Consider the following 18,397-nt stretch of genomic DNA (forward strand, 5'->3'; position numbering starts at 1 on the left):
GTAGGTTAAACCTGGTTTTATATGTTCAGAAAATTCCCCTCACTTGCTGTTTGCTTATTTTGTCTTTCCTTTTCTGCTTTGGCGCAGCAGGTAGATACGCTTTCTATCACGCTCGAAAATGTTAAATATGCTTATCCGGTAAGGTATATGCCCATCCATACAGAGGGACAGGATATCAGGATGGCCTATATGGATATTCCGGCTGTACAAAATGCGAATGGCAGAACCGTTGTGCTTTTCCATGGTAAAAACTTCGGTGGTTATTATTGGACAAACGTAATTAAAGCTTTAACCGGACGCGGTTTCAGGGTAATTGTGCCTGATCAAATTGGTTTCGGGAAGTCGTCCAAGCCCTTTATCCATTACAGTTTCCACCAGATGGCCAGATGGAATAAAGCCTTACTGGATACCTTAGGTATACAAAAGGCAAATATCCTTGGACATTCAATGGGGGGGATGCTGGCCACACGTTTTGCCCTCATGTATCCGCAAACGACAGAGAAATTGCTGCTCGAGGATCCTATTGGACTAGAGGATTACCGTCAGTTTGTCCCTTATGCAACTACAGAGGAGCAATATAAAACTGAACTGAAGTCGACCGCAGAAAGTATCAAAAAATATTACCAAAGCTCATATTTCACGATGTGGAAGCCAGAGTATGATGAGCTGGTCAGGATAGGTAGTGGCGTCACCTTTAGTGCAGATTATCCGCGTTGGGCAAAAGTTGCAGCGATGACGTTCACAATGATTTATGAGCAACCTGTAGTGTACGAGTTCCCGAATATTACAGTACCTACCGTTTTATTTATCGGAAAAGAAGATAAAACCATAGTTGGTAAAGGTTTGTTGAGTCTGCAGGAACAGGCTTTACACGGTCAGTATAAATTGCTGGGCAAACAGACTGCGGCAAAAATCCCGAAAGCTAAACTCATCGAATTTGAAGGCAGCGGGCACATTCCGCATCTGGAAATACCCACTGAATTCATTGTTGCACTTTTAGGCAGCCTGTAGTTATTTTTTAGCAGGATCCTGTGAAAAGGTCTCTGCCAGTATGCCGTACAAATCAGGATGTTTCTCTTTGAACTGATCAGGTTTCTCAAAGAAGTATTCTGATACTACGGCTAAAAACTCTGCCTCATTGGTAATTGCATAAGGATTGATATCTGATTTCCCCTGTTCAATTTTATTGATTTCCTGATGGATGAGTTTTACCCAGGGAATAATATACTGATGCGGCATGAGGTTTTCAGGGATGCCATCCGTGGCACCATCAGATTTATCCAGCAGATGTACAAACTCATGGATAGCGGTATTTTCCTTATCCGCGGAAATAGAGAAACCCTGCCGTAGCGCAGAACGGGACAGGATCATTTGCCCGTTCATATATCCCGTGCCCACCATTCCCAGAATGCTGCGGTCGCCCCCCTCAAACTGAAAGTCTTTATTGAAAGTATCAGGATATAGAAGTACACTGCTCAGGTTCTGATACTTCCAGTAATCAAATCCAAAAGTCGGAATCACTGCACTTGATGCAATAAGCACACGGTCTATCAGCTCTATTTCTATGCCTACGCCTTCAATGCGCACATCAGTTAAGAAGGCCTGTACCAGTTTTTCAAATTTAATGCGGTCAGCATGATCAAGATGCTGATAATACGCAACATGTGCTGTCAAAAGCTGACTCATGCCGCTGTCGGCCGCCTGATTCCCAGCAGTCACTTTTGTTCTCTTTTTTCGGAATATGAAGTACATCGCGATCAGGAGTACTGCAATCAATATCAGATAAGGCGTCATTTATTTAGCTTCCAATATTTCCAATTGTGTGATAATCTGTGCCGGAGTGATTGGATAGGGTTTTTCGTTAACTATAGCTTCATAAACGGCTTCGAAAAGTGGTAAATAAGTCGCCGCATCTGATGGGACCAGCTCGTGTGTTTTCTCTCCGTTTTTATTGATCAGCGTCAACCTGCCTTCTTTCCCTTTAGCTTCTATGCCGAAACCAGGTTCGTTCGGTTTGATGCCTAATAATAATTGCTCTTCCTGTACGTCGGCCCTTTCTTTAACAAAACTTCCATTTTCTCCATGTAATACAAAAGCAGGTTGTACATCTGAAATCAGCATGTTGGAATGAACAAATACATTTACACTGTCAGGGTAAGCCAGATGAATAGAAAAATAATCATCTACCTGTGTGTTCTTCCTGTTTTTGCCCAATATTTTATGAAAACTATCTGGTTTGCCAAAAATGCTCAGCACCTGGTCAAGCAAATGCGGACCAAGGTCATATTGTAATCCGCTCGCCGCTAAAGGCTCTTCTTTAAAACTTTTTACACCAATGGCTGCTTTGTACCTGTCAAATCTGAAATGAACTTCTGACAGTTTACCTAATGTACCTGCTGAAATAATGTTTTTCACCGCGGTAAAGTCGCTGTCCCATCTTCTGTTCTGGTAAACAAAAACTTTTTTATCCAGCTTTTCAGCCAGGCCAAAAATTTCTGCTGCCTCTGCAGAGCTGGCCGTAAATGGCTTTTCTACCAGAATATGTTTGCCTGCATTTAAGGCTTTTTTTGCGTAGTCGTAATGTGTAAAATTGGGCGTGTTAATTACAATTAAATCAATTGATTCATCTGCCAGTAAATCTTCCGTGCTGTTATAGCTGATGATTCCGGGATAGTCTTTTTCTGCAGCTTTCTGATTACGTTCAGTTACTGCATGCAGTTTAAAACCGGAATGTGCATGAAGAAAAGGACCGTGAAATACCTTGCCGGACATGCCATAAGCCATAAGGCCTGTTGAGATTACTCTATCCATTTATATTTGTTTTTATCTGCTAAATTAACCAATCCTAAAGATTAAGGTTTAATTATAATGTCATAAACCTTGCTAGAGTTCCTATCTTTGCACTATGAAACCCGCAGAAACTAATGCAAAATGGAAAATCCTGCAGCAAAAAATTGCTCAGGAGTTCGACTCAGATATACCGGATTTAAAAGTCATATTATTCTTAATTGGTGTTCAGGAGTTGGGTAAGGGACCGGGCAAATACAGTAAACGTCAGAAAGAAGAGCTGATGCACATTGCTACCTGTCGTTTACTAAGTGAGATGGGCTTTTATGAATTGGAGGGACTTGATCAGGATGGGTGGCCACACTGGAAGCTGGTAAAAGCTGTGCCTTCATTTGCGATGATGGAACAGGAAATGCTGCTGAAATCGCTGGCTATCCTATATTTTGAAGATATCTATCAATAACAATACAGATAGATCCGATATTCTTTTACATAAAAAAACCGGAGGCCATTAGCCTCCGGTTTTTTTATGCGTATTTCTACTACTAGTTAGCTTGTGCAGCTGCTTCTTTTTTCAACTGATCGTTTGCAACAATAACAACTTCAACCCTACGGTTAGCTGCTCTTCCTGCATCAGTAGTATTATCTGCAATCGGCTCAGCAAATCCTTTACCAGCTGTAGTTAAACGAGATGAAGGTACACCCTGTGCAACAGCATAAGCTTTAACAGCCGCAGCTCTTTTCTGAGAAAGACCCAGGTTATAAGCTTCTGTACCTTTGTTATCTGTGTGTCCGATAATTTTAATCTCTGTGTTTGGATATTCGTTCAATGATCCGGCTAAAGATTTAACGTTATCTTTTGCTTGTGCTTTAAGATTTGCGCTATCGAAATCAAACAAAATACCACTGTCGAATTTAACAATGATACCTTCGCCTTCACGTGTTACTTCTGCATTTGGTATAGCAGTTTTGATTTCAGCTGCCTGTTTGTCCATTCTTTTTCCAATGAAACCACCAGCAGTACCACCAACAGCACCACCAATAATAGCTCCAACAGCAGTATTACCAGCTTTTTTACCAATGATAGCGCCTAATACACCACCAGCAGCAGCACCAATACCAGCACCTTTTTGAGTTTTTGTTAAACTATCGCATCCCTGAAATGCCATAGCAGTCATTGCAAGAGCGATACTAAATGTTGCTATTTTAAATTTTGAAGTAATCATGGTTATCATATTTTTTGTTAATACAGGCAGTAAATCAAACGTGATGCCAAGTATAGGTTTTTTAACATTTATTGTATTAAAACAGAAATATTGCACGAATTAAGGTGAACAATTGTCATGCTCAAGGCAGGTTTTGTTTAACTGACTACAATTCTGTACAACGTATTATCCCGAAAAGTATGTTTCCAGTTCGTTTAAGGTGTTTTTGTCAGTAAGGAGATCTTTAATGATCTTTCCTTTCTCAAATAGTATAATACGGCTGCAAACATCAGTTACATGGTTAAGGTCATGACTGGAGATCAGTGTGGTCAATTTATGACTGCCTGTTAACGACTTTAGGTATGTTTTAAGTCTGATTTGAGTAGTAGGATCCAGATTTGCAAAAGGCTCATCGAGAATCAGTAATTCAGGTTGCTGCATTAGTGCTGCAGAGATACCCACTTTATTCTGATTTCCTTTGGAAAAATCTCTGATATACTTTCCATTATCCAGGATCTCACCATTAAAAAACTCTTCATATTGATGAAGGTATACTTTTACATCGGTTTTCGTCATCTGATGCAGGGAACCAATAAATATGAAGTATTCTTCCGGGGTAAGATAATCGATCAGAAAACCCTCATCAAGATAAGAAGCAGTATAGTTTTTCCATTGGTCATTAGCTGCAACGTTCTGCTGTTTTGAAAGAATTTCTCCTGTATCCGGACGGATCAGGTCGAGCAGCATTCTGAATAGTGTAGTTTTTCCCGCTCCATTATTACCCACAACGCCAATTGTTTCTCCGTCATTAACAAAGAGATATTCAATATCTACCACGGTCCGGTCGGCGTAAGTTTTTTTAAGGTTGTTTATTTCTAAGATCATGATTGTTCTCTAAATCCTTCAGCAATTGTATATTTTCTCTTGTTAAATTCTTTCACCAGAAAGGTAAGCCAGAATTCGCGGGTAAAAAAGCCTGCAATACCCAGTATAGCGATTCCCGCTAGTCCCCAATAGGGATTGCCTATAGCGGTCAGTGGTATATATATGACATATGGCGATAAAAGCAGCGGTATTGACATGATCATTGAGGTAGCCCCAACTCCCTGCCAGTTAAAGCTGGCTCCTTTTTTCAAGTCTATATACTTTGAATTGCGCGTTGCAAAATACAGGACGATGACCGTGCCTATCCCGATATTGTAGAAATAGGCCGCCAACTGTACTGCCAGGATTTTCCAGCTCATCAAGCCATACAGACTTGTGATGATAGTCAGCAACGTTGAGGAGATGGTCAATAGTAGAAATTTGGCCCTGAAAAAGGTGCTGATATTAGTTTTATTGGCTAACATTCCGTCAAACTCCGCTCCCTGCCAGCCAAACATAAATTGTCCGTAAAGTATGATCATATTTCCTGTCATAAATATGGCCGGGAAAAGCAGCATCCAGAACTGGTTATTGTCGATCACGTCTTTTTTGTAAAGCAAAATACCATAGAATAGGAAGATAAGCCCTTTAGATACCGTAGCACGCGGACGTTTATTCCGTAATATCAATTTGATCTCCAGCGCTACCAGTGTTCCCGCCTCGCCAAACCTGTCCAGAAAAGGATAATCGGTACCCGATTTTTTACCTGTACTTGATTTTAGCTCTTCGATATAAAGGTTGTTATTGAGGTACTGCGCATTGATCATAAACATGGCTACGGCAAGAATAATGATTAACAGTCCAAACGCTGGTTGTAAGGCGACGTAATGGAATACACTATTTGATAAAATTGCTATAGAAAGCACTTTGAAATATTCCAGTAAACCCAGCGTAACGAGTAAGAAGAATCCTGCTAATACGATTTTTGCATTTCCGGCTGAGATCCTCTTAAAATACAGTGCGGCATAATTGTTAAAAATCATGAGGGAAAAAATGACCAGCAGATACATTATACAGGCAAATACACCATAATCATCGCTGATAATAAGGATACAAAATGGAAAGAATACCAGTAGTGGAATAATATTGAAAGCAGAGAAAAGAGCCCTGATATTTAAAAAATTTACCAGTTTACTTCGGGGAATGTTAAGGTGCAGGTAAGGTACAACAGCTAAGGTTGGCAGTTCCTGCATCTGGAGGCGCGCAAGAAAGTCTATTGCAAAAAAATAGAGTATCATGCCATTAAATACCTCAACGGTATCCTTACCAGGAAGGAAATGTGCAATCAGGTTTTCCATTTGGTAACCTATCAGGATGGCTACCACAATAATATACAGTGCCAGTAGACCCATAATGACCTGAGCAGCGATTACACTGCCTTTTCCGCTTGATCTCCAGAAGCTGGTCCACTGGTGACTTAAAAAAGTTAAGAGCATAAATGATTAGTAATTGTACTTGTCCTTCCAGTTTTGTTTTAGTTTCTCCCTTAATTTATCTTCTGCAGGATTTTTTCCCGGATCATAGAGTTTGGTTCCGCTGATCAGATCCGGCAGATATTCCTGCGGGGCAAAATTTCCTTCGTAGCCATGTGAATATTTATAATCTTTCCCATAGCCAATGTTTTTCATCAGTTTAGTGGGTGCGTTTCTGATATGGAGCGGGACAGGCAGATTCCCGGTTTGTTTGACCAATTGCTGCGCCTTATTAATCGCTTCATAAGAGGCATTGCTTTTTACAGATGATGCCATATAAGTAACCGCCTGTGCCAGAATAATTCTTGCCTCAGGGTAACCAATTACATTTACTGCCTGAAAGCAGTTGTTTGCCAATAGCAGGGCATTGGGATTCGCATTCCCTATATCTTCAGCAGCAAGAATGAGCAGCCTTCGGGCAATAAAAAGAGGATCTTCCCCACCTTCTATCATTCTGGCCAGCCAATAAACTGCTGCATTGGGATCGCTGCCTCTGATGGATTTGATGAAGGCAGAAATAATATCATAGTGCTGTTCTCCCGCTTTATCATACAGCGCCAGATTTTGCTGTGCATGTTCCAGTACATTCTCATTTGTGAGTACAATTTTTTTACCGCCAATACCATTTACCGCAATTTCCAGCACATTGAGCAATTTTCTGGCATCACCGCCAGATAAACGGATGAGTGCTTCATGGTCTTTTATGGTGATATCTTTTTCTTTCAGGACTACATCCTGTTTAATCGCTGTATGGAGTAAACCTGACAGTTCCTGTTCGTCCAGCGACTTCAATATGTACACCTGTGAGCGCGATAATAATGCGGAAATTACTTCAAATGAAGGGTTCTCAGTGGTAGCTCCTATTAAGGTAACTAAACCACGCTCTACAGCGCCCAGTAAACTGTCCTGTTGAGATTTACTGAACCGATGGATCTCATCTATGAATAAGATGGGCAAACCCAGCAGACTGTCTTTTAACAAAGCGGCTTTATCAATCACCTCGCGGATATCTTTAACCCCTGAATTGATGGCACTCAGATTAAAAAAGGGGCGATCTAAAGTCTGGGAGATAATATAGGCCAAAGTTGTTTTTCCCACTCCCGGAGGTCCCCAGAAGATCATGGAAGGCAACTGGCCACTTTGAATAGCTTTTCGCAATACTGCATCGGGCCCTACCAGGTGCTGCTGACCAACATACTCGTCCAGATTTTGTGGACGCATGCGTTCTGCTAAAGGGGGTAGGTTCTGCATAATCATAAAGATAAAAAAACAGGAGCAACAAATATTGCTCCATGCTTGTGATTATTGTGAGTTTGGCGTTCCGCCAGCCACTTTAGGTTTCTTTTTCCAGAATTTGCGCTTAGGCTTAGTGGCGTCAGACCTTTCCGGCCTGTCGGTGCCCGGCGTTCCTGTTGAAGCTGTTTCAACTGGTGCAGCGCCCAAGTGTTCTGGTAATGGCATTCTGTCTATAGTCTTGCCAATCAGCTTTTCTATATTTGCAAACTTTCGTTTGTCCTTATCATTTACCAGGGTGATTGCGGTGCCTGTAGTCGCCGCTCTTGCTGTACGGCCAATCCTGTGGATATAATCTTCAGGATCATGTGGCACGTCAAAGTTAATCACCAGAGAGATTCCTTCCACATCAATACCTCTTGAAAGTACATCCGTACCAATTAAAACAGGTACACGTTTGTTCTTAAACTCCGATAAAATTGCTTCTCTTTCTTTCTGTCCCAGGTCTGAGTGGAAAGCCTCAGCTTTAAATCCAAGTCCGCGGAATACCTTACCCAGGTTCTTCACCTTTTCCTTTGTCGAGGCAAAGATCAGGATACTCGGGAAGTCCACATTTTTCATCAGCTCAGTCAGTAATTTTACTTTCTGCGTATCATGAACAATGTAGGCTTGCTGGTTAATACCTGCAGCTGGTTTTGAAATGGCAATACTGATCTGCTCAGGCTCTTTTAGCAGAGTTCCTGCAAGCTTTCTGATTTTAGGCGGCATCGTGGCAGAGAATAAAACTGTCTGCCTTTTTTCCGGAAGAAAGCTTACAATACGCATGATATCGTCGTAAAAACCCATATCAAGCATTCTGTCAGCCTCATCTAAAACAAGGTGCTGCAACTGATCGAGCTTAAGCAGGCCAGATGACAGATGAGAAATTAACCTGCCCGGTGTAGCGATAATAATATCGACACCTTCACGCATGGAGCGTTTTTGCTGCTCATAGGCAATTCCGTCACCACCACCATAAACTGTTAAAGAACTGATATTTGTAAAATAGGAAAGTGCCTCTACCTGTAAGTCTATCTGCTGTGCAAGTTCACGTGTAGGTGCCAGAATAAGGGTGTTATTATGGCGGTCTTTCGTCTCACTGATCATATTCATAATAGGGAGCAGATAGGCGCCGGTTTTACCCGTACCTGTCTGTGCACACGCTATCAAGTCTTTTTTAGCGATGATCAAAGGAATCGCTTCCTGTTGTATGGGGGTTGCATTTCTGAAACCCATTGCTAATAAACCCTCTAATAAGTCAGGGTTAAAATTAAAATCTTTAAAATCCAATATACTTCTTGTTATTCGTAACGGTATTTTATAAAAGTAGCTTTTATTTTTCTACTATTTTATTTGTTTTTATCTGCGTAACCAAATACTTTTTGAAGTAAGGTAGTTGAGCGTGCGTTCATGTTGTTCCTTATGGTCAGTTCTTCCTGTGCAACCTGTATAAACATGCCCTCAATAGCTTTTTGTGTCACATATCCAGACAGGTCGGTATTAACGGGCTTTACGAGCGGTAATTTATTATATTTTCCTGCGGCATCACCCCAATATTTTGTTGCTCCTACTTTGCTGAGGCTGTTGGTTACTACAGGACTAAATTTTGCTGTCAGCTGAGCGGTAGTCACTCTTTTGAAGTATTCCGTTGCAGCATCCTTATTGCCCAGTAAAATGTTTGTTGCATCCGTAATCGTCATCTGTTTAATAGCAGAAACAAAAATTGGCTTTGCTTCTTTTGCAGCATCTTCTGCAGCTCTGTTTAAACTCAGGATAACATTATCTGCCAGGGAGCCCAAACCAATTGAACGTAGTGTTTTCTCTACTTTTTGCGCTTCCGGCGGAAAGAGCAATTTAACCGCAAGGTTGCCTAAAAAGCCGTCTTTTGCAGAAAGCTGGTCAGCTCCTTTCGATGTGCCTATCTCTAGTGCCTGTTTGATACCCTGACCTATCTCCAGTGCACTGGGGTTAGCCGTAGTGGGTAATTGTTTGAGTATGTTTCCTAGTTTCGACTGACTCTGTACGTCACAGCTGCTCAAAATAACGGTGCAGATGGCCAGGAAGAATAAATTAATTTTATGCATTGATTTGATATATATCCAATAATAAGCAAAACTCTGGCCATTATGTAATTAACATGTTATTTTGACAATCCTTTTTAATTTTTCCCTGCAGAGTCAGAAAATATTTTTATACTTGAAAAGAATTTTCCTTCCCATATACTTTGAAGTTTATAAAAAACACATCCAGGATTAAAGAGCAGAGCGACGCAATGCTGCTGGCACAGTACAAAAGTACCGGTGATCTGGAGATATTGGGTATTCTCTATAACCGCTACATGCATCTGGTGTTTGGTGTGTGCCTCACTTATTTCAAAGAAGAGGAGCCAAGCAAGGATGCTGTGATGCAAATTTTTGAGGAACTGATTGTGAAGCTGAAAATCCATGAGGTGCAGAATTTTAAAAGCTGGCTGCATGTGCTGACAAGGAACCACTGTCTGATGGCACTGCGGAAGGCTGCAAAGAATAACACGGTATCTATTGATGATACATTTGTGGAAAATACAGAATTTGTGCATCTTGATATAGAAGATACAAAAGAGAATCAGCTTACGGTGATGGAAAAATGTATGGAAACATTACCAGAAGAGCAAAGGGTGAGTGTAGACCTGTTTTATTTGCAGGAAAAATGTTATAAAGAGGTGGCAGAGATTACCGGATATGAAATGCTCAAAGTAAAGAGTTATATTCAGAACGGGAAAAGAAACCTGAAAATTTGTATAGAAAAAAACAGCAGTGAGTAACGATTGGTTAGATATAGAATTACTGGAAGATTACCTGGATGGTAAACTTGATGCTAAAGCTATGCATCGGATTGAACGACAGGCGCTGGAAGATCCTTTTGTTGCGCAGGCACTGGCAGGTTTAAGTGAATCTCCAAAAAGGGTTTCTGCTTCGGTATCAATTCTTCAGAAACAATTGTACGAGCGTATTGCACAGCAACAGGTAGTTCAGAAAGAAAGTGTATTTACCTGGCAGCGACTCAGTGTTGCCGCTGCCGCTGCGGTGATGTTTACATCTGTCAGCATCCTGTTTTTTATGCGTGATAAAGAAAATCGCAGGCAACTGGCTAAAAACGAACCTAGAAAAATAGAAGTAAACATAGCGCCATCACCTGCCGCAGTAGATTCTGCTAAAAGCGATGCATATGCGGCTAATATTACTGCTGAAGCTGCAACACCAGTTATGATGGCTAAAACGGCACCTGGAAGGACAAAGCAGGTTCAGGCCGAAATAAGTCCGGATACCACTGTTTTAAATTCTGCCATGGCTAAAGTTGCCACTGTCTCCAGCGCAAGAGTAGCTGCCGTAGCCGCCCCTGCTGTATCTACGCCTATTGGTGGTTGGGCAGCATTCGATACTTACCTGACTGATAATAATAAATTGGGTGCAGTAAAAGCAGGTAAGTTTGTAGAACTGAGTTTCCTGATTGACAGCGATGGTAATCCTTCGGATATAAAAATTGAAAAAGCTGCAGGCAAAGAGTTTGATGATGAAGCTTTGCGTCTCATCAAGGAAGGACCTAAATGGGAAAGGCCCGCTACACCGGAAAGCAGGATGACTTATACGATCTCATTTTAAAAAGAAAATCCCCTCAGCATCTGCTGAGGGGATTTTCTTTTTAATTTTATATAACTTGTATTGTCTAAAAGAACAGATCGATTATTTTAAAGATGATCACTGCAAGTACACCGGAAACAGGAATCGTTAAGATCCATGCCCATAATAAACTTACCGTAACGCCCCATCTAACGGCAGAAACCCTTTTCAATAAACCAACACCTACAATAGATCCTGTGATCGTATGCGTGGTAGAAACGGGGATTCCGAAATGTTCGGTGATACCCAATGTTACTGCACCTGCAGTTTCAGCAGCCACACCTTCAAAAGCATTTACTTTTGTGATTTTGGAGCCCATTGTTTTAACGATTTTCCATCCACCGCTCATTGTGCCTAATGATATTGCAGCATAACATGAGATAGGAATCCATTCCGGCATGGTGTCTCCTGTTTTTAAGACATTGGCAGCAACCATAGCTACATAAATAATCCCCATTACCTTTTGTGCATCGTTACCGCCATGCGTGAAACTTAATGCTGCTGAAGAGATCAGCTGTAACCTTTTAAACCATTTTTCTGCGGTTGATGGTCTTGAATTTTTTGAAATATGAAGCAGGATGATGGAAATAATCACTGAAATCACCATACCTATTACCGGTGCAAGTACTATAAATGCAATTACTTTCAGTATTGGAGCCAGGTTAATGGCAGACATGACACCGATACCCATTGTTGAGGCTTTTGCCATTCCTGCGCCTGCAAAACCACCGATGAGGGTGTGAGAGGAACTTGAAGGTATACCATACCACCAGGTAAATAAGTTCCACACTATAGCAGCAACCAAACCTGCCAGGATAACCTCCAGGGTGATAAAGTTTTCTACCACAGTCTTCGCTATTGTATTTGCAACTTTATGGTCTGTAAAATAAAAATAGGCGGCAAAGTTAAAAAGTGCTGCCCATAATACAGCCTGAAAAGGAGTAAGGACTTTTGTTGATACCACGGTGGCGATTGAATTTGCCGCATCGTGGAAACCATTGATATAGTCAAAACCAATAGCTAATATAATTACAACAACCAATAAGGTAGTTACCATTTTCGTATTTTTTTAAGCGTTCTTAACGAGTATAGATTCCAGCACATTCGCGGCATCTTCACATTTATCTGTTGCCATTTCAAGTGTTTGGAGAACTTCTTTTTGCTTGATCAGCTCAATTGCATTAGTTTCAAACTCGAACAATCTTGCAATAGCAATATTACATACATAATCAGCCTGGTTTTCACCACTGTTAATACGTACACAAGCATCAGCAATTACGCGTATATTTTTAAAGCTTCTCAATTCCTTGATCGCTTTGTCTAAATCTGTACACATTTCTACCAGCAGTTCTGCAAGTTTGATCATCGCATCACCAATGTTAGTGATATTATATAATTCAATATTACTGGCAGAAGCATGGATATAATCAGCGATATCATCAACCGCACTGGCTAAGGCATGTATATCTTCCCTGTCAAATGGCGTAATGAAGTTTTTACTTAATTCCAGGAAGATAGAATGCGTGATGTCGTCTCCAACATGCTCTAAACGCTCAATTTCTTTGATATACTCTTTTCTTTTTTCAAGGTCTTTCGCACTTAAAGCAAGAAAAAGCGCTTCTGAGATCTTCAATACATTACTTCCGGCTTGTTCAAAAAGCGGTTGGAATTTTTTGTCTTTGGGTGTAAAGAACTTAAAGATGTTATTCATGTTAACTATAAAATATGATTACAAAAGTAGCAAGCCTATGTTAAGTTAGTGTTAACTGTTAACATTAAATGCGTTTTTCTTTAAAATTAGCCAAGTTTTTGTAAGGTAAACGCGAAAGTAGTACCAATTTGCAGAGTGCTTCTTACTGATATAATCTGCTGATGTGCCTCTAATATGTGTTTAACGATGGCCAGACCCAGACCGGTTCCACCGACTTCTCTCGACCGGTGAGAGTCGATCCTGTAAAAACGTTCAAATAATCTGGAAAGGTGTTTTTCATCAATTCCAATCCCGTCATCAGTCACTTCAACCAGATATTGATCATGTAATTCAAAAATCTTTATGGCAGTTGAGCCGTTTGTATTTCCATATTTAATGGAATTGGAAATAAGATTAATCATTACCTGCCTGATCTTCTCCCTGTCTGCATTCACAAAAGCCGGGTGCATATATTTCTCTTTAAAAAAGAGTTTAATGTCTCTTTTTTTTGCTTTGTCTTCCAGGCTCTCCATTACTTCTTTTGCCAGTAATACAAAGTCAAATTTCTGATAATCAATAGGGATTTCTCCTGTCTCAAGTTTAGAGATAGAATCAAGGTCGTTAATCAGGTAACTGAGGCGCTCTACGTTCTTTTCTGCTTTCTTCAGGAATTTTACTGCCATCTCAGGATCATCGATCAGGCAGTCCTGCAAAGTTTCTATATATCCCTGAATAGCAAATAGCGGAGTTTTAAATTCATGTGAAACATTGGAAAGGAATTCTTTCCTGAACTGCTCTTGTTTTTTTAGGAGGTCTATTTCCTTTTTTTTTGCTCCTGCCCATTCTTTTACTTCATTTTCTACATCATTAATAGGATCTGAACTTACATATTCTCCTAAAGCATCTTTAAGGTCCTTACCCAATTTCAGGTTATGGATCAGCTTATAGATGAGTTTGATTTTAGAGTATATATATTTTTCAAGCAGGTAGTAAAACATGATAAAACTCGTAATAAAGGACACTCCGAAAGAAACCAGCATAAAATACCAGCTTTGCTGAAAGTGAAAATTTACCAGCCCGATAGACAGGCCTACTGCCAGTGCAGTGATTAATACGAGAATGCTTAACTTCATAGAGGCAATTTACAAGATAATTTTAAAATTCCATGTTAAGTTTTAAGCCCTTGATTTTATAGCTATACTTGTTTTTCAGTCAGGTATTTCCAATACCTCTTTGGTACATGCTGTACATGCAGTTTTGTATTTTTTCTTGCCGGAATATTGGCACTTTTAAAATAATCCTTCCATAGTAATGCATACAGTCCTTCTTTCTCCGAGAGTACATGCGCAGAAGATTGTAAGAGAGTTGGCCTTTCCTTGAAATCTATATTGATTTCTTCTACTTTATCTAAATCGTAAAACAAACCATAGTTTCTCTTGATGTCATAAATAATCCATTGCTGATCTGCATAACGGTTTCTGAAATGGTTCATGATGAGTGGTAAAACATTAAAATCAGGATCTATACCGCAGTAAAATATGCCATCTGCGGTGTGCTGGAACCGGATAAAAGCTTCCATCCTGTGTTTCTCCCTTTCAACTTTCCTGGCAATCTGACTCAGTAGCAATACATCCGGATTACCATAGTTTTTTTCTGCTCCCGGCGGGTTAACAAACAGGTAACAGCTAAATTCAAATAATGCAGTATAAGCTTCTTCCAGTTCTGATAGGTAAGTGCAGTAAAACCGGCGAATCCAGTCCTTCGCTAATTTGCCCTGTAAGCCTTTCCAGACCCGCTCTGCTTTTTTAGGATCATTATGAATAAATAGCGGAGTAGTGAAAGCTTCGGGTTGAAAAGTAGCTTCTGGCTTCAAACATATTTTTCCGGGCTTGCGCTCAAACCACTCAAAAACTGTACAAAGCAAGCCTTCAAAACTGCCATCGAAAACGTAGATTTCCATTTAAAAAAGAATAAGTTGACTGGTATCCGTCTTCAGGTATTTACTCTGGCTTTCAGCAAGAATAAATGATTTAATTTGAGTACCCTGAAAATCCTTGAGCTGGTAAGGCGTATCTGCACATTTGATAAAATGTTTTGCACGGTTATAGGAAACACCTATCTTTTTTAACTGATCGATACGCAGTTTCCCGAACTTCCTGGCCTGTACAATTTTTTTTGCAGAGCCTACGCCAATGCCCGGAACACGAAGGATTACTTTATATGCAGCTACATTAATATCTACCGGGAAGTGCTGCAGGTTACGCAGCGCCCAGCTTAATTTTGGATCAATATCAATATCCAGGTGTGGATTGGCATCATTCAGGAGTTCATTGACGTGAAATCCATAGAAGCGCATCAGCCAATCTGTTTGATAAAGTCTGTTCTCCCTGACCAATGGTGGTTGTGTGCCAAGAATAGGCAGCCGGTTATCGTTGCTGATAGGAATATAGCCGGAATAATAGACGCGTTTCAATGAGAAATTCCGATAGTAGGCATCAGCAGTATGCATAATGTCTTTGTCAGTTTCTGGTGTTGCGCCAATGACCATTTGCGTACTCTGACCGGCAGGAACAAATTTAGGAACACTTTTAATCAGTTTGCGCTCTTCTTTAAACTGAACAATTTGATTTTGAACAAAACCCAGGGGTTTGATCACATCCTGGTGACTTTTATCGGGTGCGAGCAGTTTTAATCCGCTCTCGGTTGGCATTTCCAGATTTATACTCATCCGATCAGCATACATTCCTGCTTCACGGATCAGTTCTTCACTTGCCCCTGGAATAGTCTTTAAATGGATGTAGCCATTAAAACGCTCTTCCAGTCTTAATTTCTTAACTACCCTGAGCAAACGCTCCATGGTGAAATCGGCATTTTTAAAAATACCTGAACTCAGGAATAAGCCTTCGATGAAATTTCTGCGATAAAAGTTCATGGTCAGCTGTACAACTTCCTCTACAGTAAAGGCCGCTCTTTCGATATCATTGCTTTTGCGGGACACACAATAGGCACAGTCAAAAATACAATGGTTAGTCAACAGAATTTTTAATAAGGAAACGCACCTGCCATCTTCCGTGTAGGTATGACAGATGCCAGAGGCGTGACTGTCGCCAAGCCCTTTATTATCATTTTTTCTATTCCCTCCACTGGAGGAACAGGAGACATCATACTTTGCCGCATCGGCAAGAATGTTAAGTTTTTCTCTAATACGTTCTGACATAGGTATATGTGATTGCTAACAAATATAGTATATTTATACTAATAAAATTAGCTAATCATACCCCTTTAGGGAATAATTCTAGATCAGACCTTCCCATTCTTTATAAAACTGATCCAGGTAGTGTAACATGAAGTCGTGCCGCTGACCCGCAATCTTTCTGCCTTCAGCTGTTTTCATCAGGTCTTTCAGCCTGAGTAGTTTCTCGTAAAAATGGTTGATTGTGGGTGCTGTCGTGTTTTTATAAGCTTCTTTGCTCATATTCAGATCAGGTACGATAGCCGGATCATACATCAGCCTGTTTTTAAAACCACCATAGGTGAATGCCCTGGCTATACCAATAGCCCCGATTGCATCTAATCTGTCCGCATCCTGAACAACATCAAGTTCTTTAGAATAGAATGTTATATGGCCAAGGCTGGCCTTATAACTTAAGTTACGGATGATTTGCTGTACATGAAGGATTGTTTCTTCTTTCAGCAACAGCGTCCTGAGAAAGTTTCCTGCTGTAATCGGACCGATTTCTTCATCGCCATTATTAAATTTACTGTCTGCAATATCATGTAATAAGGCGGCTAAAGCAACAATTAAATGATCGCCCTGCTCAGCCTTATTGATATTCAGGGCAGATTTATATACCCTCTCAATATGAAACCAGTCGTGCCCTGCTTCCGCTCCGGCAAGTGTTTCCTTTACAAAAGCGACTGTTTTCTCTATTATTTCATCAGTATTCAGTTCCATGCAGCAAAGATATCCGAATCCCGCCAGATTTTTCAGTTAACCGAAATTCCGGTAGATGGAGGCATCAGCTGAATTACATCTTTGTGATCTAATGAGATCAGTTGCATCACTTCAACTTCCAGTATAATCGCTATCTGAAATAATCTATCTAGTGTTATTTTACTGTAACCCAACTCAATTTTACTGTAAGCATTCTGAGAAATCAGCAGTTTTGCAGCCAGATAATCCTGTGTATAATTTCTAAATTCTCTAATCTTTCTAATGTTGCCCGCAACAATTTTCGGCTTTAATTCAGTAGTTTCTTTCATAAGAATATATTTTAATTGTTGTTCTTTATGAGTTGTCAGCTTAAAATAAATGCCTCTATAGCCCCCATAAGTCCAATTTATTCTGTTGAGGAGTATTAACGAAAAAATATATAAGGCGGTTTTCGGCAGGGATTATCAGGAACCCTTTCACCAGGATATAAGTAGATAATCGCCTACGTCTTTTGGCTGTGAAGGGTTCAAAGAAATGTAAAACGCAAAGGTGTAATGTATTCCTGTAGGTTGTTCGCAATGTGACCGCTTCGTGATCCTTAATCTTGTCATTCGCGTTAATGTTTAAAACATAAACAAAAGAAAAATAAACTGAGTTTTTGTAGAGGCGTAGCCGAAAACCTAAAATAGAGTAGGCATAACCAAATAGATAAGAAAAATGAATTTTCAGGAATTGAATCAAAACGAAATGGCGGAGATTAATGGTGGCGGATTATTGGATGGTGGATTGTTAGGTGGCGGCACTTCAGGTAATATGCTTGGCGGCTTAACTAGCGGACTGGGTATTAATAATCTTTTGTCGATATCAAATGAAAGTACCAGTACTGGTGGCAACAAAACTTCTATCACAGTTGGTAATGGTTTAGGCCTGAATTTAGGCGGGATTTTAAACGGTCTTAACTTATAACGCACGCTATGTGCGAACGGTCATTAATGCTATTTTGTTGTTTTAAAAACACAACGTGAGGGCGTAATCTATTCAGTCAGGTTGTTTGATAAACAGGTCTTTACAAAACCCAATGGCCATTGTTCGCGTTATTTACCTAAACAAGCATGAAAGAATAAAATCTGATTTCTTGTATAGGAATAGCCGAAAACCTAAAATAGAGTAGGCAATTATTAAATAGTTGAAATTATGAAACTTCAAGAATTGAATCAAAACGAAATGACAGAAATTAACGGTGGCGGATTATTTGGAAACAGTGATTCTGCAAGTCAGGGTGGATTAAATGGTGCCCTGAGCATCGGAAATTTATTATCATTCTCTAATGAGACCCAGGATGGGGATGAGAGTTCTAAAAGTTCATTCTCCCTGGGTAATGGTATCGGTCTGAACTTAGGCGGTATCTTCAATAGTCTTCAAGGCTAAGAAAACGATTGTTTAATAAAAGCAAC

Annotated in this window: 21 protein-coding genes; 6 read left to right on the top strand and 15 right to left on the bottom strand. The window is 40.2% G+C overall.

What is annotated here, in order from left to right; genetic code table 11:
* Positions 1–21: 21 nt before the first annotated feature.
* On the top strand, positions 22–1,011 hold the full coding sequence (locus OQX62_RS01525) for an alpha/beta fold hydrolase (protein ID WP_265829574.1): 990 nt from the start codon (positions 22–24) through the stop codon (positions 1,009–1,011).
* Here OQX62_RS01525 and OQX62_RS01530 read toward each other — a convergent pair whose 3' ends face one another.
* Both OQX62_RS01530 and OQX62_RS01535 read right to left on the bottom strand, forming a co-directional pair.
* Positions 1,012–1,794 (bottom strand): zinc-dependent peptidase, encoded by a 783-nt coding sequence (locus OQX62_RS01530; protein WP_265829576.1) that lies wholly within the window; start codon positions 1,792–1,794, stop codon positions 1,012–1,014. It abuts the gene before it with no gap.
* Positions 1,795–2,811 (bottom strand): Gfo/Idh/MocA family oxidoreductase, encoded by a 1,017-nt coding sequence (locus OQX62_RS01535; protein ID WP_265829578.1) that lies wholly within the window; start codon positions 2,809–2,811, stop codon positions 1,795–1,797.
* Between the two features lie 94 nt (positions 2,812–2,905).
* Between OQX62_RS01535 and OQX62_RS01540 the strand changes: the two genes are divergently transcribed.
* Complete coding sequence (locus OQX62_RS01540; RefSeq protein WP_265829580.1) at positions 2,906–3,250, top strand: hypothetical protein; 345 nt, start codon at positions 2,906–2,908, stop codon at positions 3,248–3,250.
* Between the two features lie 82 nt (positions 3,251–3,332).
* Here the strand turns inward: OQX62_RS01540 and OQX62_RS01545 are convergent, their stop codons facing one another.
* From OQX62_RS01545 to OQX62_RS01570, 6 genes are all read right to left on the bottom strand, one after another.
* Positions 3,333–4,013 carry an OmpA family protein gene (locus OQX62_RS01545; RefSeq protein ID WP_265829582.1) on the bottom strand — a complete coding sequence of 227 codons (681 nt, stop codon included), beginning with the start codon at positions 4,011–4,013 and terminating at the stop codon, positions 3,333–3,335.
* Between the two features lie 165 nt (positions 4,014–4,178).
* On the bottom strand, positions 4,179–4,877 hold the full coding sequence (locus OQX62_RS01550) for an ABC transporter ATP-binding protein (protein ID WP_265829584.1): 699 nt from the start codon (positions 4,875–4,877) through the stop codon (positions 4,179–4,181).
* Positions 4,874–6,352: a DUF5687 family protein gene (locus OQX62_RS01555; protein WP_265829586.1), complete on the bottom strand. Its 1,479-nt coding sequence runs from the start codon at positions 6,350–6,352 to the stop codon at positions 4,874–4,876. The genes OQX62_RS01550 and OQX62_RS01555 overlap by 4 nt, the downstream gene beginning before the upstream one ends.
* A 6-nt stretch (positions 6,353–6,358) precedes the next feature.
* On the bottom strand, positions 6,359–7,639 hold the full coding sequence (locus tag OQX62_RS01560) for a replication-associated recombination protein A (protein ID WP_265829588.1): 1,281 nt from the start codon (positions 7,637–7,639) through the stop codon (positions 6,359–6,361).
* A gap of 51 nt (positions 7,640–7,690) precedes the next feature.
* Positions 7,691–8,950 (bottom strand): DEAD/DEAH box helicase, encoded by a 1,260-nt coding sequence (locus tag OQX62_RS01565; RefSeq protein WP_265829591.1) that lies wholly within the window; start codon positions 8,948–8,950, stop codon positions 7,691–7,693.
* A gap of 59 nt (positions 8,951–9,009) precedes the next feature.
* A complete protein-coding gene (locus tag OQX62_RS01570; RefSeq protein ID WP_265829593.1) occupies positions 9,010–9,744 on the bottom strand; it encodes a DUF4197 domain-containing protein in 735 nt (244 codons plus the stop codon).
* 140 nt (positions 9,745–9,884) lie between these two features.
* Between OQX62_RS01570 and OQX62_RS01575 the strand changes: the two genes are divergently transcribed.
* Together OQX62_RS01575 and OQX62_RS01580 are read left to right on the top strand one after the other, a co-directional pair.
* Positions 9,885–10,463, top strand: coding sequence for an RNA polymerase sigma factor (locus tag OQX62_RS01575; protein WP_265829595.1), 579 nt, complete (start codon positions 9,885–9,887; stop codon positions 10,461–10,463).
* On the top strand, positions 10,456–11,301 hold the full coding sequence (locus OQX62_RS01580; RefSeq protein ID WP_265829597.1) for an energy transducer TonB: 846 nt from the start codon (positions 10,456–10,458) through the stop codon (positions 11,299–11,301). The genes OQX62_RS01575 and OQX62_RS01580 overlap by 8 nt, the downstream gene beginning before the upstream one ends.
* Positions 11,302–11,365: 64 nt before the next feature.
* Here the strand turns inward: OQX62_RS01580 and OQX62_RS01585 are convergent, their stop codons facing one another.
* The 7 genes from OQX62_RS01585 to OQX62_RS01615 all read right to left on the bottom strand — a co-directional run bounded on the left by OQX62_RS01585 (position 11,366) and on the right by OQX62_RS01615 (position 17,272).
* A complete protein-coding gene (locus OQX62_RS01585; RefSeq protein WP_265829599.1) occupies positions 11,366–12,376 on the bottom strand; it encodes an inorganic phosphate transporter in 1,011 nt (336 codons plus the stop codon).
* 12 nt (positions 12,377–12,388) lie between these two features.
* Complete coding sequence (locus tag OQX62_RS01590) at positions 12,389–13,030, bottom strand: DUF47 domain-containing protein (protein WP_265829601.1); 642 nt, start codon at positions 13,028–13,030, stop codon at positions 12,389–12,391.
* Positions 13,031–13,116: 86 nt separating this feature from the next.
* Positions 13,117–14,142 (bottom strand): sensor histidine kinase, encoded by a 1,026-nt coding sequence (locus OQX62_RS01595; protein WP_265829603.1) that lies wholly within the window; start codon positions 14,140–14,142, stop codon positions 13,117–13,119.
* Positions 14,143–14,204: 62 nt separating this feature from the next.
* Positions 14,205–14,969 carry a TIGR03915 family putative DNA repair protein gene (locus OQX62_RS01600; protein WP_265829605.1) on the bottom strand — a complete coding sequence of 255 codons (765 nt, stop codon included), beginning with the start codon at positions 14,967–14,969 and terminating at the stop codon, positions 14,205–14,207.
* Positions 14,970–16,226, bottom strand: a complete 1,257-nt coding sequence (locus OQX62_RS01605) for a putative DNA modification/repair radical SAM protein (RefSeq protein ID WP_265829607.1) — start codon at positions 16,224–16,226, stop codon at positions 14,970–14,972.
* Positions 16,227–16,304: 78 nt separating this feature from the next.
* Positions 16,305–16,964, bottom strand: a complete 660-nt coding sequence (locus tag OQX62_RS01610; protein ID WP_265829609.1) for an HD domain-containing protein — start codon at positions 16,962–16,964, stop codon at positions 16,305–16,307.
* A gap of 32 nt (positions 16,965–16,996) precedes the next feature.
* Complete coding sequence (locus tag OQX62_RS01615) at positions 16,997–17,272, bottom strand: helix-turn-helix domain-containing protein (RefSeq protein WP_265829611.1); 276 nt, start codon at positions 17,270–17,272, stop codon at positions 16,997–16,999.
* A 388-nt stretch (positions 17,273–17,660) separates the two neighbouring features.
* Between OQX62_RS01615 and OQX62_RS01620 the strand changes: the two genes are divergently transcribed.
* Together OQX62_RS01620 and OQX62_RS01625 are read left to right on the top strand one after the other, a co-directional pair.
* Entirely contained in the window at positions 17,661–17,909 is a 249-nt protein-coding gene (locus OQX62_RS01620; RefSeq protein WP_265829613.1) for a bacteriocin, read from the top strand.
* 228 nt (positions 17,910–18,137) lie between these two features.
* Positions 18,138–18,371 (top strand): hypothetical protein, encoded by a 234-nt coding sequence (locus OQX62_RS01625; protein ID WP_265829615.1) that lies wholly within the window; start codon positions 18,138–18,140, stop codon positions 18,369–18,371.
* The last annotated feature ends 26 nt before the right edge of the window (positions 18,372–18,397 follow it).

Origin of the sequence: Pedobacter sp. MR2016-24 (genome assembly GCF_026239655.1) — a bacterium.
Classification (GTDB): domain Bacteria; phylum Bacteroidota; class Bacteroidia; order Sphingobacteriales; family Sphingobacteriaceae; genus Pedobacter.